A 14,426-nucleotide genomic window follows, 5' to 3' on the forward strand; every position below is an offset into this window, starting at 1 on the left:
GGCATTAGCCTTCGGGCTCTTTTTTTGTATCTACTTAAAAAAGAGCAAGTTAATAAGCCTGTTACTATAAGGGTGTATATTTTCGAATATATTGGTATGTTGATTCATACCAAATTTGTAACCATACCGTCATAAAAATATCATTTAATGGCGACGTCCTTCTTTAAATTTATACTAAAGGTTAAGCCGTGTTCAATTACACAAGCATCAGCCGTTTGGTGATGACCCCTGTTCTCGCCAGCTTTTTCATTCTTGTACTATTAAATGGTGCCTCAATTCTAAAGTCTTTCTCGTTACTTAATTCGTTCGATGAGTTAGAAAACACCCTTGTTCAGTCTGAGCGAGACGTCAATACCACGCTAAGTACATTCAAAACCCAGGTTCAAGAGTGGAAAAACGTGTTGTTGCGTGGCCACAAAAAAGAAGACAGAGAAAAATACTGGGAGCGATTCAAGCAGAGAGAGGCCGACATCACTCGCCAGTTTGACCTGATGCTATCAAGTAGTGTGATAAGTGAAAGCGTGAAGTCAGATATCAGGCAATTTCAAAAAGCGCATGCACTAATGGCCGAGAAATATCGGGAAGGGTACAAGGCGTTTATAGATTCAGGGTTTGACCCCAATGTGGGAGATAGCTATGTCCGCGGTATTGATAGAGAGCCAGCTAAGCTTCTTTCAGGTATCGCGTCGGAAATTGCAGCAGACTCAGCGAATGCGATTACTCAGCTTAAAGCCAATACGCGCACTATGCTTTGGATAATTCTATTGGCAGCTATCGCACTGTCGGTACTTTCAGTTGTGTATGTTATTGCTCGACTGCGCTCACAGGTCATTAAGCCAACTAAGCAAGTTGTAGCGTGTATATCCAACTTGGCTAACAGCCGTTATGAATACGAACTAACCTATTCAAGCGGTCATGAATTAGGCATGCTGGCCGACTCTGCCCGCGCATTGCAATACAAGCTGAAAGAGTCGGTTGCACAACTGCAACAGGCAGAACGAGAAATGGAAAAAGCGTTCGGCACCCTTGGTAACGTCAGCCAATCCATTATGGAGGGGGCCAATGGACAACGGGATGCGTCGCGCTCACTTGATAGCAGCACAGATAAACTGAAAGAGATTGTACAGAATTTAGTGGCTATTACTGATCAAGTTGCTGTTGCGACAAATAACTCTGAAAAGAATGTGGCGAGTTGTTATGCCACGTTTGAAAGTGCCAATGCAGGCTTTAAACAGCTAGCTAAGACGGTAACGGAATCGAGTAACATTGTGTCTGAACTGCAAAGCCGCAGTACCAATATTCTCAAAGTGGTAAATGTAATTAATGAAATAGCTGACCAGACAAATCTGTTAGCTTTGAATGCTGCAATCGAAGCCGCTAGGGCAGGTGAACACGGGCGAGGCTTCGCAGTAGTAGCCGATGAAGTTCGGGCTCTTGCGGCTAAAACCCAGCAGTCGACTAGAGAAATTAACGATATCTTGAGCAGCTTTGAAGCGGAAGCAAAGGGTGCAGTGGCGGCTATGTCTTCTGGAAAGCAGTTGTCCGAAACTAACGCTGCTGAAGCTGCAACAGCACTAGAAACATTAAACAACGTGGTCAGGGATATTCAAGAAACGGCCAGTGTAGTAGTGGCGCTTAACGAGGCGGCAGATGAACAAGAGGCTGTGCTTCAGCAGGTGGAAGCCATTATAAGTAACGTAGTGACATCGTCAGAAAAGTATCATCAGCTAGCGCAGCGTGATGATATGTCGCGCTCCATGAAGAGTATGTCAGAAAACGTTGAAAAGGTAGTGAACAGTTTGACCCGTTAACTGTGCTTTGTCAGTATTAATCCTAGTCCGCAAAGATAACATCCTACTCAGCGAGCAATTATCTATCCGGGCTGGTGTAACGTGAAACACGAACAAAAGAGTGCATAAATAAATCGCGCTCCTTTCATTTTTTCTGTTACCGATTTCATGCGCCCATAAACTAGTACTGATAATAATGACTACACCACTCGTATTTCACCCTATTTATAGCCAATTAGACCTGCCTGAGCGACACCGATTTCCTATTGAAAAATACGTAGGTATTCGTGACGAATTGCTTAGTCGCGGTGTAGAAGCATCGCGTTTTGTCACTCCAACGCCGGTCAATTTATCTTTTCTCTCAGCCTATTACGATCCGGGTTATGTTGATGCACTCAGTACTGGTACATTAGATAAAAAAGCCATGCGCCGCATAGGGTTTCCTTGGTCGCAGCAGCTGATTGAGCGTACCCGTACTGCCGTTGCTGGAACCTGTTTAACAGCCAACTTAGCTCTAGAACATGGAAAAGCCTTGAATTTAACGGGCGGGTATCATCACGCGTTTGCTGATTTTGGTTCAGGTTTTTGCTTGTTCAATGATTTATATCTGGCCGCGAAAACCATGCAGCAAACCCCGTCTGTTGAAAATGTGCTCATTGTTGATTTAGACGTACACCAGGGTGATGGTACCGCTAAACTGGCTGAAAACGATCGGGATATCTTCACTTTATCAATCCATGGTGAAAAAAACTTCCCGCACAGAAAGCAGCGTTCCGATATTGATATAGGGCTCGATAAGGGCACCGAAGACGACGAGTATTTAACCACGCTAGAACAAGCGCTAACGATGGTGATGAGACAGTTTCAGCCCGATGCCATCATCTATGACGCAGGGGTTGATGTGCATGTAAACGACGACCTTGGTCATTTACATATTTCTACGCAAGGCGTGTACGAGAGAGATACGCAAGTCTTTGCGTTAGCCGAGCGTTTAGGCGTTCCGATTGCTGCGGTCATTGGTGGAGGCTACCAAAGAGATATTGCAGCGCTGGTAGATGTGCATATTCAGCTTTATCGCGCGGCTGGTGTGATTGATTAGCTATGCGGCGAGTGGCGTTTTAGAAAAGCGCGCTTAAATGGGATGTTTGTAGCGCGCATTTTGATATTAAGTATGAATACTTGTTTTATAAAAAGTGCAGCTGAAAACCAATACCAATACGCTCTTGCGAGCGGTTATAGTCGATGAGCGAATCGCCGTAACCGTTAAAGTATTGAAGGAGTACTTCATAGCGGTCGGAAATAGGGTAGGTGAAATCTAGCTGAATACTGCCTCTGTTTTCGTCAAAATCCAGATTGTTTCTCAACAACGCCAGTACCTTGAAAGCACCAATTTTTCTGCCATAACCAAATTCCATTCGGCCGTAGTAATCCTGAATGTCCGGGTTATCATCACCCGTTGGGTCCAGTGGGTCAGCTTTTTCATCTTCAGGAATACGGTACCAGGTCTTAAAGTAGTATATATCGTCGTTGTCACTGAATACTATGGACGCAAAAAGACGGTTCCAGCTTCTAGAGCGCAAGCCGCTTTGGCCATTCGACATATGATTGAAACCGACCTGGAAGGTATTGAACTTGTAGCCTAGTACGGAGTAATCGGCTGTTTCTTGCCAAAAGACTTCCGGTTCATAATTGGTTTCTCGGAAAGGCTTCGATGCTTCACTGTTATAAAGCTGCCAGAATGAGGTTAACGTAAAGCCGAAATAGAGTCCGTCGAAGCCAGTATCTTCGAGATATAGTGGTAGCTTGGCACTTACCTGAAACTTAGCTTCTTTATTGTCTATGTTTTCTTCCGTTAACTCTTCATTACCGAATGTATTAGGATTAGAGACATAGGTGATAGGAAGTAAATAGTTTTGTCTGTGCTGGGTAATGGCAAAAACATTGTCTAGCGCTTCTTTATCACCTTCTAAGCGATTATCTAGCGCGCTCTCTGTAGTCGTATCACGTTTAATGATATCAATAACTTCAATACCGCTTTCATTCTGTGATGTTTGACCGTCCTCGTCTTCAACAGTGTCTCGTTGTTCACTGTTATCGAGTTCTGACGTTTGTTCGCTCATCACTTCTTGTGATTGTTGTGCGAACACAGGTGTACAAGCAGCAAACGCTGCCAAAAATACAAAAGGCTTAAACACAGACACCTTTAATTCTCCGTAGCAAGGGGTTGTTATTATGCTTTACTGAAGTCCAGCGTTTGGCCTTCTGAAGATGCAAATACGTGTAAAGTAGACTCTGCCACTGTGACATAGTCATTACAGTGTTTCACGACATTATCTATATCGTCATCAGTGCGTTCTGGATCATGACTATATAATGCTAATTGTTTTGCATGGCTAGCCATCGCCAGTTTTACCGCTTCCTCTGCCACCGAGTGACCCCAACCGTTTTTTGTCGGCATGTCAGATAACATGTACTGTGCGTCGTGAATAAGCAAGTCTGCATTATCAGCAAACTTAGCAAAATCTAGAAAGTCTGTTTCTTTTTTATAAGGAGGGTAAAGCTCGTTATCGGTGATATAAGCAATTTTGACACCGTCGGCCTTAATACAATAGGCGCTTCCGCTGCCAGGATGATTCATGGCTAATCGGGTAATCGTAGCGCTTCCAATAGTAAACCTATTTTGTGCTGCCGGAAGCTCTATAAGGTTAATGGCCGATTTTAACGCGCTTTTGGGGACAGGAAATAAAGAACCTTCCATTTGGTTTAAAATTTGATCGGGCTCGTTAAGTTGGGTTAGCCCCGGGTAAATGTTTATTTCCCGTGATTCTTGGTAAATGGGTGCAAAGAAAGGGAAGCCTTGAATGTGGTCCCAATGGTTGTGGCTCAATAAGAGGTAGATTGGCGAATTTTTCTTAATCAAGCTGTCGCCAAGTAAGCGAATGCCTGTGCCTGAGTCGAGGATGATATCAGTACCATCCTCAAGCTCAATGTGAACGCATGCAGTGTTGCCACCATAACGAACGTAAGCGGCCCCCGGAGTGGGAATTGAGCCCCTTACGCCATAAAATGTTAACCGCATACGCCCTCTTTTTCTTATCTAATGGGCAAGTTCAGGTTTTAGAGAGCGGCTACAAAGTCTTTTGCTGCGCTAAGGTCTAATAACTGTTTCTCGCCAGTACGTCTATTCTTGTATTCAACCTGTTGATTATCCAAGTTTCTTTCACCAATGACAATGCTGTGAGGTATGCCAATTAATTCCATATCATTGAACATAACACCTGGGCGTTCTTTTCTATCGTCAAATAATACTTCTACGCCAAGGGAAACAAGTTCTTCGTAAAGCGCCTCTGCTGCTTCTTTAATACGGTGAGACTTGTGCATATTCATAGGTATTAATGCAATTTTAAACGGTGCAATAGGATCTGGCCACTTTATGCCAAACTTATCGTGATTTTGCTCGATAGCTGCCGCAACAATTCGAGACACCCCAATGCCGTAACAACCCATTGTTAAGGTTTGGTGTTTACCTGATTCGCTCAGTACACCGCAATTCATGGCTTCTGAATACTTGCTGCCAAGCTGGAATATATGACCCACTTCGATACCGCGCTTAATATCAAGGGTACCTTTTCCGTCAGGAGACGCATCGCCAGCTACAACGTTGCGAATATCAACGCCAGTGACATCTTCAGACCAGTTTACGTTGATGTTCATTTTACCACCTGCGCCAGCGCCTGTAGTAAAGTCCGCAAGGGCCGCTGCACTTGCATCGATGTAAGCTGGAATGGGAAGGTTAGTTGCATCTGCAAAGTAGGGGACTACACCAAGCACTTCCTTAGCTTTTTCGAATGACGCTTCAACCAGCGGAGCAGCCACTGCTTGTATTTTCTCTGCCTTAACGTCGTTAAGTTCGTGATCTGCACGTAGTACCAGAGCGACCCAATTGTCTTCTTGTACTTCTTCGCCTTTCTCATTTTTTGCGTTTGCTGCTTTTACTACTACAACTTTGACTGCATTGGTAGTTTCGGTATCAATGCTCTTGAGAATTTTTTCGAAATCTTTGCCCTTGGCATCTTTGGTTTCAACGGCCGCACCCGAAGCAGCTGCCTTTTCAGGCGCAACAGCTTCAGCCATTTCAACGTTTGCCGCATAATCACTTTCGCTTGAAAACGCAATATCGTCTTCACCTGATGCAGCCAACACGTGGAATTCATGAGAATGATTACCACCAATAGAGCCAGAGTCGGCAATAACTGCTCTGAAGTCTAAGTCCATACGCGAAAATATGTTGCAGTATGCGTCGTACATTTTTTGGTAGGTTTCTTCAAGGCAGCTGTCTTCTAAGTGGAAGCTATATGCATCTTTCATGGTGAATTCACGACCGCGCATAATGCCAAAACGAGGGCGCACCTCGTCACGGAATTTAGTCTGAATTTGGTACAGATTAAGTGGAAGCTGCTTGTAGCTACTAATTTCATTGCGAACTAGTGCTGTAATTACTTCTTCGTGCGTTGGTCCTAGCACGAAATCACGCTGGTGGCGGTCTTTAATACGAAGTAACTCAGGTCCATATTCTTCCCAGCGACCAGACTCTTCCCATAGGTCGGCTGGTTGAACAACGGGCATTAGCACTTCAATCGCGCCTGCTTTGTTCATTTCTTCACGAACAATATTGGCTACTTTATTAAGTACACGAAGACCAGAAGGCAGCCACGTATATAGACCCGAGGCAAGCTTTCTGATCATACCAGCTCTTAGCATTAGCTGGTGGCTGATAACCTCTGCATCTGCAGGTGTTTCTTTCTGCGTGGCAAGCAAATATTGACTAGTGCGCATGTAAAGCAGGTATCCTGTTATAAATGTATTTATGACGGTTAGTGTGATGTTCTTTCGCAAACGACAACTCGCAAAACAAAGCATTGCGAAGTGCTTGAACCGAGATAAGGTGTCACACGATTGGGCGTATTCTAATTAACTGTGAGCTATTTCGCCACAGACTGTTAACACTAATAGTGTAATTATCCTAAATGAACCAACTCGGTTACCTTAACGGCGGCATCTTTTACTTTAAAACCTACATCAATATCGTATAACGTCACGCGATAGGTTTTTTCGTCATTTTCAAGCTGCTGTTTATACGCGGGGCGAGGGTCTTGAGACAGAACCGAGGTCACCAAGGCAGAAAAATCAGGGTGCTTTTTCTCTATTTCAGCAAGTATGGGCTGGATTGTATCAGCGAATAAAACGTCGCGATTGGGTATGGGGTTAATGTCATCAAGATTATCGTTGGCGTTTGGCACACTATCAGCGTATGCAATATAGGGTTTGATATCGACAAGTGGTGTGCCGTCGACTAAATCTACCCCTTCAACCACTAACTGTGTCTGTCCGTTGCTGCTAACCACACCTTTGTTTTTCACCACAGACATGCCAATCCCATTAGGTCGGTGGGTACTGCGACTTGCCAGTACGCCCATAGTTGCATTACCACCTAGACGAGGGGCTTTCACCGTATTTTTCCAACCGCGTTCAATGTTTTGGTGAAAAATAAAAAGCAGCCACAGGTGACTGTAATTCTCTATCCCTTTGAGCATATTGATATCGTTAAAGCCTTCTTTGAAGGTGATAACACCTTGGGCGTTAGCCAAGTTGGGCTGTCTTGGAATAGCAAACTTTTGCTTGAAAGGCGTAGCGACGGTCGCTATCGCCTCGAGAGAAAATGAATTGTGGGTATTCACGTTTTAGCCTTAACGAAGTCAAAAATGTGTAACGTTGTCATATTACTCACATAATTTGTAGGTAAAGTAACGTTTCAAGTGAAAGCTTGAGCCAAATAAACATCCTGCTTGTTATAAGGAGCTGCTTATTTGGGTTCCCTGGAGTAATCCAATACTTTGGGCCTGCTCGCATCACGAGCTTATTCTCTTTTTAATGCGTGTTTTTTACATTGCACAAAAAAGGTAAGCTTCACGTGTTTTATCGAGCGGGCTTATCTTTTTTAAGCGTGTCTAACACACCCTCAAAGTAAGGGCACCCAAGCGTCCGTGCTTTTTCAATGTTATGGCTGAATATCTTTTCGGCATCTTCTTCTTTTTTCATGTAGCGTGTGATATCAGCTTCACGAATCAAATGGAAAAGCGGGTAGGGTGAACGATTGGTATAGTTTTCAGCATCGTCTACGTCGCTACCGTCGAATACATAATTGGGGTGGAAGCTGGCAAGTTGGTAAGTGCCGCTGTATCCCCAGTCGTGCAGCATATTATCGCTGATAGCCAAAACATCGAGATATTCGTTGAAATCAGCAAGGGTTGAATGCGTGAGTGCAATTAGTGTTGTTGCGGTGGTTTCGTTCTCTTCTAAATGCCGCAACTCATCGTATAGCGATTGAACGACATTTCCCGCATCGCCCTCAATTACCACGCACCGAATTTGGTGAGGTGTTCTTACATAGCGTGCAAAGGGACAAAAGTTGTGCTTTATCACAATGTCGTCAACCCATTTAAGCGTTGCATCAATTACGTGCTGTTCCCATAAAGGAGATGTTGGTTCTGCCATAAAAGGTGTAGGTCAGTTTGAGTCTGTGTTCAACGTGAGCGAAGTATAAAATAAAAAGGCAGAAATTTGATTTCTGCCTAGCATTTTGGTTGAACTATTTGTACTTTAAGAATGATATTTTACGTAAGCTTCCAGCGTATTCTCTATCAAACTGGCTACTGTCATCGGCCCAACACCGCCTGGAACGGGGGTTATCCAGCCTGCGCGCTCTTTCGCTTTTTCGAAATCAACATCGCCAACAAGTGAACCATCATTAACGCGATTAATACCCACATCAATGACAATCGCGCCCTGTTTTACCCAGTCACCTGGAATAAAGTTCGGTTTACCTACAGCGACTACCAGTAGGTCTGCACGTTGAACGTGACTTTTAAGGTCTTGAGTAAACTTGTGACAGGTAGTAACGGTGCAGCCTGCTAAAAGCAGTTCCAGGCTCATAGGGCGCCCCACAATATTCGACGCACCTACAATGACCGCGTCCAAGCCTTTTACAGGGCGCTTGGTTGACTCTATCATGGTCATGATGCCTTTTGGCGTGCAGGGACGTAGTGCAGGAATACGCTGTGCAAGGCGGCCAATATTGTATGGATGAAATCCGTCGACATCTTTATGAGGGTGAATACGTTCAAGTACCTTTTCTGCATTTAACCCTGCAGGTAAAGGAAGCTGTACCAGAATTCCGTCTATCTCTTTATCTTCGTTTAGCTCGTCCACTAAATTTAGCAAGGTCTCTTCTGTGGTATCAGAAGGAAGGTCGAAAGAGCGAGAAACGAACCCCACTTCTTCGCACGCTTTACGTTTATTGGAAACATAAACTTGAGAAGCTGCATCACTGCCAACAAGGACAACGGCTAGGCCTGGTTGTCTTTTACCTGCTTGCGTAAGCGATTCAACATAGGAGGTTACGTGTTGGCGAACTTGTTTGGCAATTAGTTTGCCGTCAATAAGATGGGCGGTCATAGTCTTGTACGATTCTTATATGGTTGGGTGGTCAACAAGTGCCCTATATTGTTTCATAAAATAGGACTAATACTCTAGTAGTTATTGCTCTGCAATTATTCGCCACAAATGTTCAACGTAAACATCCGTTAATGGAAAGCCTGATGCTTACCCTTAAAAGAAGCGCAAACCTAGGCTAAAAATAGGTAAATACAAGGGTAATTGTTCAAAAAAACGTGAGAATGGATGCTTTGTGAGCGGTTGATGATTTTATTTAAAAAAGTGTTTGACGAGGTGGGGGGATGTCAGTAATATTCGCACCCCGTAACGGCACAGAGGCTAACGCTTCAAGGTCGGTACGACAGTCGGTGAGTGGCGCAGCTTGGTAGCGCACTTGTTTTGGGTACAAGGGGTCGCAGGTTCAAATCCTGTCTCACCGACCACTTTTTGCAGCGAAGATTCGCCAAGCGCCCGTAGCTCAGCTGGATAGAGCAACGGCCTTCTAAGCCGTGGGTCGCAGGTTCGAATCCTGCCGGGCGCGCCATGCGAGTCAGGTAGGTCCTGATAGCAAGGCTGAATTTTCGTATTTACACTGCTAAAATAAAGCGTGTAGATTGCAAACACACCCTATGGTGGGCGTAGCTCAGTTGGTAGAGCCCCGGATTGTGATTCCGGTTGTCGTGGGTTCAAGTCCCATCGTCCACCCCACTTTTTTGCGGAAGTGGTGGAATTGGTAGACACGCTGGATTTAGGTTCCAGTGCTTCACGGCGTGAGAGTTCAAGTCTCTCCTTCCGCACCATATTTTCAAGCTTTATCAAAAGCTTAATGTAAGCATTCTAGTCGGTGAGTGGCGCAGCTTGGTAGCGCACTTGTTTTGGGTACAAGGGGTCGCAGGTTCAAATCCTGTCTCACCGACCATTTATGCTTTCTTCGATTCAGTAAATACTTCTAGCCAAGAGTGATAAATCATCTATGGGCTAGGGTATGAGTCGACATTAACTACCGAGTAGCTATGTAAGATCCTGACAGCTCGGTAGGCGCTTATGTGTTTCTCAATTTACACATAAGTCTGAACAGGATTACTGTGGTGGGCGTAGCTCAGTTGGTAGAGCCCCGGATTGTGATTCCGGTTGTCGTGGGTTCAAGTCCCATCGTCCACCCCACTTTTTCGCGGAAGTGGTGGAATTGGTAGACACGCTGGATTTAGGTTCCAGTGCTTCACGGCGTGAGAGTTCAAGTCTCTCCTTCCGCACCATATTTAAAGCTCTCGCAGGGCTTTTCAAAAAGATATATCTGTCGGTGAGTGGCGCAGCTTGGTAGCGCACTTGTTTTGGGTACAAGGGGTCGCAGGTTCAAATCCTGTCTCACCGACCATTATCTTTCTCTCCTCTTTATTCATTGCTCAATAAATTCGCATAAATTCCGTCTTTTTCGCTATTTAGGCTATTAGTTTCGCTATTTGGTCAAAATGCGTTCAAATGGTTGTTACAAACTTGTGTTTGCCTCTCGACTCTTGTGGTATGCGGCTGTATACTACCGCGTCTTTTTTTAACCAGTACGTTTGTTTCAGGTTGGCTTTTTGACACAACTTCGTGTCCTAACTTTGATTTTATAAACGTCGAATAACGACCTCTACCCCGGAGTGATATGCAATCAATGCATGACGGGAGAGGGGATTGAGAACAAAACGCCTATAGAGGCGTATAGTTGAGGTAACATAATGCAAGTTTCAGTCGAGACGACCCAGGGTTTAGAACGCCGTCTTACTATCACCGTTCCATCTGACACGGTTGATTCAGCAGTTAAGTCACGCCTACAGCAGTTGGCAAAAACACAACGCATCAACGGCTTCCGTCCAGGTAAAGTTCCTGTAAGCGTAATCAAAAAGCGTTTCGGCCAAGCTGTTCGCCAAGAAGTTGCTGGCGATGTTATGCAGCAAAACTTCTACCAAGCTGTGATTCAAGAAAAAATTCAGCCTGCTGGTATGCCGAAGTTTGAACTGACTAAAGACGAAGACGGTCAGGACCTAGAATTCACAGCATCTTTCGAAGTTTACCCAGAAGTAGAAGTGAAAGGTGTTAGCGATATCGAAATCGAAAAGCCAGTAGTAGAAATTACTGACGAAGATTTAGATAACATGATGGAAACACTTCAGAAGCAGCACGCAACTTGGAAAGAAGTTAAGCGTAAAGCGAAGAAAGACGACAAAGTTATCATCGACTTCGTTGGTTCTATCGACGGTGAAGAGTTTGAAGGTGGTAAAGCAGAAGACTTCGCTCTTGAGCTAGGTAAAGAGCGCATGATCCCAGGTTTCGAAAAGCCACTTGTTGGTGCGAAAGCGGGTGAAGAAGTGACTATCGAAGTAACTTTCCCTGAAGACTACCACGCAGAAAACCTAAAAGGTAAAGATGCAGTTTTCCAAACTACCGTTAAGAAAGTAGAAGGCCTAAACCTTCCAAAAGTTGACGAAGAGTTTGCTAAACTATTCGGTGTTGAAGAAGGCGGAGTTGACGCGCTTAAAGCAGAAGTTCGTAAGAACATGCAGCGTGAACTAAATCAAACGCTAAAAGCGCAAGTTAAAGAAGACGTTATTGCTAAGCTAGTTGAAGCTAACGAGATTGATATTCCTCAAGCGCTAATCGATCAAGAAGTGAACGCACTTCGCGAGCAAGCTAAACAACGTTTCAGCCAACAAGGCGGTGGTCAGAACCTTCCAGACCTACCTGCTGAATTGTTTACTGACAACGCTAAACGTCGTGTATCTATTGGTCTTCTTCTAGGTGAAGTGATCAAGCAGAACGAACTTAAAGCAGACGAAGCTAAAGTTAACGAGATGATCGAAACTGCTGCTTCAGCGTATGAAGATCCGCAAGAAGTTGTTGATTACTACAACAACAACCAAGAGCTTATGCAACAAATGCAGAACGTTGCACTAGAAGAACAAGCTATTGAGTGGGTTCTTGAGCAAGCAAAAGTTACCGAAGTAACTAAAGCTTTTGACGAGGTTATGAACAAACAGGCGTAATTTTTTACTGTCTGATTGACATTACTTGTCAGCAACTGCTTAAATGCTCGGAGCCTTCCGAGCATTTTTGTTTTTAACGCTAGATAATCAAGGTAGCTATGACTAATACCCCGTTTGACCCAATGAATGCACTTGTTCCTATGGTTGTTGAGCAAACCTCTAAAGGTGAGCGCTCATACGACATTTATTCTCGCCTATTGAAAGAAAACGTAATTTTCTTGGTAGGACAAGTTGAAGATCACATGGCCAACCTCATCGTTGCTCAAATGTTGTTCTTAGAAGCTGAAAACCCAGAGAAAGATATTTTCTTATACATTAACTCACCAGGCGGTTCGGTAACTGCTGGCATGGCAATTTACGATACGATGAAGTTTATAAAGCCAGACGTGAGTACAGTATGTATGGGCCAAGCTGCAAGCATGGGCGCCTTTCTACTATCTGCAGGAGCAAAAGGTAAGCGCTACTGTCTACCTAACTCGCGCGTAATGATTCACCAACCGCTTGGTGGCTTCCAAGGTCAGGCATCTGATTTTGAAATTCACGCGAAAGAAATTCTGTCTATTAAAGAGAAATTGAATCGCCTTATGGCGGACCATACTGGTCAAGACTATGAAAAAGTCGCGCGTGACACAGACCGTGATAACTTCTTGAGTGCAACTGAGGCAAAAGAATATGGCCTTGTTGACCAAGTTTTAGCAAATCGATCTGACGTAGCCGCAACTAAGTAGTATAGTTATAGTATACCTGAGCCAGTGCACAGCACGTTTTGGTTTTCGGCTCAGGCAAGGCAGAGGCAAAAGTAATGAGTGATAAGCAAAGCGGTGACGGTGATAACAAGCTACTGTACTGTTCGTTTTGTGGCAAAAGCCAACACGAAGTAAGAAAGTTAATAGCAGGCCCGTCGGTTTTCATTTGCGACGAGTGTGTTGAGTTATGTAACGATATCATTCGCGAAGAAATTAAGGAAATCGCGCCTAAGCAAAAGCAGGACGCTTTACCTAAACCAAGTGAAATTCATGCTCACCTAGACGATTACGTTATTGGGCAAGAACATGCAAAGAAGGTATTATCAGTAGCGGTGTATAACCACTACAAGCGCTTGCGCAATGGCGATGTTCACGAAGGCGTAGAACTTGGCAAAAGTAATATTTTGTTAATAGGACCTACTGGTAGTGGTAAAACGCTGCTAGCGGAAACCCTAGCGCGTTTACTCGACGTTCCATTTACCATGGCTGACGCAACCACGCTAACTGAAGCTGGCTACGTGGGCGAAGATGTTGAGAACATCATCCAAAAGTTACTGCAGAAGTGCGACTATGACGTTGAGAAAGCGCAGCGCGGAATTGTTTACATAGATGAAATCGATAAGATTTCTCGTAAGTCAGACAATCCATCTATTACTCGAGATGTATCGGGTGAAGGTGTTCAGCAAGCACTGCTTAAGTTAATCGAAGGTACGGTTGCGTCTGTTCCTCCGCAGGGTGGGCGTAAACATCCACAGCAGGAATTCTTGCAGGTTGATACCTCTAAGATATTGTTCATCTGTGGTGGTGCGTTTGCTGGTCTTGATAAAGTTATTGAGCAACGCGCACAAAAAGACACGGGTATTGGATTTGGTGCTACGGTTAAGTCGAAAGACAATAGCAAACAAATCAGTGAACTGTTTAAGCAAGTTGAGCCTGAAGACTTAGTGAAATATGGTTTGATACCAGAGTTCATTGGTCGTCTACCGGTTGTAACAAGCCTCGAAGAGTTGAATGAAGAAGCATTAATTCAAATTTTACGCGAGCCAAAGAATGCAATCACCAAGCAATATGGTGCACTGTTCTCAATGGAAGATGTAGAGCTAGAGTTCCGTGACGATGCACTTAATGCTATTGCTAAAAAGGCAATGGATCGTAAGACAGGTGCACGTGGTCTTCGCTCAATCGTTGAAGCGGTTTTGCTTGATACTATGTACGACCTTCCTTCAATGGAAGACGTGAGCAAAGTTGTTATTGATGAAACCGTTATTCGCGGTGAATCAAAACCTATCTTGATTTACGACAGCAATGAAAAGAAAGCCGCCTCTGAATAGTCGCTGTTTTCTATAAAAAAAGGTCCTCCGGGACCTTTT

11 protein-coding genes and 8 tRNA genes are annotated in these 14,426 nt (G+C 44.3%); 13 read left to right on the forward strand and 6 right to left on the reverse strand.

The annotated features are described in order from the left end of the window. The first annotated feature begins 188 nt into the window (after positions 1 to 188). Together RJ41_RS03260 and RJ41_RS03265 are read left to right on the forward strand one after the other, a co-directional pair. On the forward strand, positions 189 to 1,811 hold the full coding sequence (locus RJ41_RS03260; RefSeq protein WP_039216886.1) for a methyl-accepting chemotaxis protein: 1,623 nt from the start codon (positions 189 to 191) through the stop codon (positions 1,809 to 1,811). 175 nt (positions 1,812 to 1,986) lie between these two features. After that, entirely contained in the window at positions 1,987 to 2,889 is a 903-nt protein-coding gene (locus tag RJ41_RS03265) for a histone deacetylase family protein (protein WP_039216888.1), read from the forward strand. 85 nt (positions 2,890 to 2,974) lie between these two features. On the opposite strand, the gene RJ41_RS03270 is transcribed toward RJ41_RS03265, so the two are convergent. The 6 genes from RJ41_RS03270 to folD form a co-directional block, all read right to left on the reverse strand. Further along, entirely contained in the window at positions 2,975 to 3,991 is a 1,017-nt protein-coding gene (locus tag RJ41_RS03270; RefSeq protein ID WP_039216891.1) for a phospholipase A, read from the reverse strand. Between the two features lie 29 nt (positions 3,992 to 4,020). Next, positions 4,021 to 4,869, reverse strand: a complete 849-nt coding sequence (locus RJ41_RS03275; RefSeq protein ID WP_039216894.1) for an MBL fold metallo-hydrolase — start codon at positions 4,867 to 4,869, stop codon at positions 4,021 to 4,023. A 38-nt stretch (positions 4,870 to 4,907) separates the two neighbouring features. After that, positions 4,908 to 6,626, reverse strand: a complete 1,719-nt coding sequence (locus RJ41_RS03280; RefSeq protein ID WP_039216896.1) for a proline--tRNA ligase — start codon at positions 6,624 to 6,626, stop codon at positions 4,908 to 4,910. A gap of 182 nt (positions 6,627 to 6,808) precedes the next feature. Beyond that, the gene (gene tsaA, locus RJ41_RS03285; RefSeq protein ID WP_039216899.1) at positions 6,809 to 7,528 is read right to left on the reverse strand and encodes a tRNA (N6-threonylcarbamoyladenosine(37)-N6)-methyltransferase TrmO; all 720 of its coding nucleotides are present in this window, start codon (positions 7,526 to 7,528) and stop codon (positions 6,809 to 6,811) included. A 238-nt stretch (positions 7,529 to 7,766) separates the two neighbouring features. Continuing rightward, the gene (locus RJ41_RS03290) at positions 7,767 to 8,345 is read right to left on the reverse strand and encodes a DUF1415 domain-containing protein (RefSeq protein WP_039216901.1); all 579 of its coding nucleotides are present in this window, start codon (positions 8,343 to 8,345) and stop codon (positions 7,767 to 7,769) included. Positions 8,346 to 8,450: 105 nt separating this feature from the next. Further along, on the reverse strand, positions 8,451 to 9,305 hold the full coding sequence (folD, locus tag RJ41_RS03295) for a bifunctional methylenetetrahydrofolate dehydrogenase/methenyltetrahydrofolate cyclohydrolase FolD (RefSeq protein WP_014950149.1): 855 nt from the start codon (positions 9,303 to 9,305) through the stop codon (positions 8,451 to 8,453). Positions 9,306 to 9,650: 345 nt separating this feature from the next. Here folD and RJ41_RS03300 point away from each other — a divergent pair. The 11 genes from RJ41_RS03300 (at position 9,651) to clpX (ending at position 14,387) form a co-directional block, all read left to right on the forward strand. Beyond that, positions 9,651 to 9,727, forward strand: a tRNA-Pro gene (locus RJ41_RS03300). Positions 9,728 to 9,751: 24 nt separating this feature from the next. Next, positions 9,752 to 9,828, forward strand: a tRNA-Arg gene (locus RJ41_RS03305). An 88-nt stretch (positions 9,829 to 9,916) separates the two neighbouring features. Further along, positions 9,917 to 9,992, forward strand: a tRNA-His gene (locus RJ41_RS03310). A gap of 7 nt (positions 9,993 to 9,999) precedes the next feature. Continuing rightward, positions 10,000 to 10,084, forward strand: a tRNA-Leu gene (locus RJ41_RS03315). A 42-nt stretch (positions 10,085 to 10,126) separates the two neighbouring features. Further along, a tRNA-Pro gene (locus RJ41_RS03320) sits at positions 10,127 to 10,203 on the forward strand. Between the two features lie 169 nt (positions 10,204 to 10,372). After that, a tRNA-His gene (locus RJ41_RS03325) sits at positions 10,373 to 10,448 on the forward strand. Positions 10,449 to 10,455: 7 nt separating this feature from the next. Continuing rightward, a tRNA-Leu gene (locus RJ41_RS03330) sits at positions 10,456 to 10,540 on the forward strand. 42 nt (positions 10,541 to 10,582) lie between these two features. Continuing rightward, positions 10,583 to 10,659: transfer RNA gene (locus RJ41_RS03335), tRNA-Pro, on the forward strand. Between the two features lie 346 nt (positions 10,660 to 11,005). Next, positions 11,006 to 12,310, forward strand: coding sequence for a trigger factor (gene tig, locus RJ41_RS03340; protein ID WP_039216909.1), 1,305 nt, complete (start codon positions 11,006 to 11,008; stop codon positions 12,308 to 12,310). A 98-nt stretch (positions 12,311 to 12,408) separates the two neighbouring features. After that, the gene (gene clpP, locus RJ41_RS03345) at positions 12,409 to 13,038 is read left to right on the forward strand and encodes an ATP-dependent Clp endopeptidase proteolytic subunit ClpP (protein WP_014950147.1); all 630 of its coding nucleotides are present in this window, start codon (positions 12,409 to 12,411) and stop codon (positions 13,036 to 13,038) included. Positions 13,039 to 13,112: 74 nt separating this feature from the next. Then, positions 13,113 to 14,387, forward strand: a complete 1,275-nt coding sequence (gene clpX / locus RJ41_RS03350; RefSeq protein WP_014950146.1) for an ATP-dependent protease ATP-binding subunit ClpX — start codon at positions 13,113 to 13,115, stop codon at positions 14,385 to 14,387. Positions 14,388 to 14,426: the final 39 nt, after the last annotated feature.

Origin of the sequence: Alteromonas marina (genome assembly GCF_000808575.1) — a bacterium.
In the GTDB taxonomy this organism is placed as follows: domain Bacteria; phylum Pseudomonadota; class Gammaproteobacteria; order Enterobacterales; family Alteromonadaceae; genus Alteromonas; species Alteromonas marina_A.

Coding starts and splice junctions, on each gene's coding strand:
- RJ41_RS03290 (WP_039216901.1), bottom strand. CDS start 8,345: ATGGCAGAACCAACATCTCCTTTATGGGAACAGCACGTAATTGATGCA.
- clpP (WP_014950147.1), top strand. CDS start 12,409: ATGACTAATACCCCGTTTGACCCAATGAATGCACTTGTTCCTATGGTT.
- tig (WP_039216909.1), top strand. CDS start 11,006: ATGCAAGTTTCAGTCGAGACGACCCAGGGTTTAGAACGCCGTCTTACT.
- RJ41_RS03265 (WP_039216888.1), top strand. CDS start 1,987: ATGACTACACCACTCGTATTTCACCCTATTTATAGCCAATTAGACCTG.
- folD (WP_014950149.1), bottom strand. CDS start 9,305: ATGACCGCCCATCTTATTGACGGCAAACTAATTGCCAAACAAGTTCGC.
- RJ41_RS03275 (WP_039216894.1), bottom strand. CDS start 4,869: ATGCGGTTAACATTTTATGGCGTAAGGGGCTCAATTCCCACTCCGGGG.
- RJ41_RS03280 (WP_039216896.1), bottom strand. CDS start 6,626: ATGCGCACTAGTCAATATTTGCTTGCCACGCAGAAAGAAACACCTGCA.
- clpX (WP_014950146.1), top strand. CDS start 13,113: ATGAGTGATAAGCAAAGCGGTGACGGTGATAACAAGCTACTGTACTGT.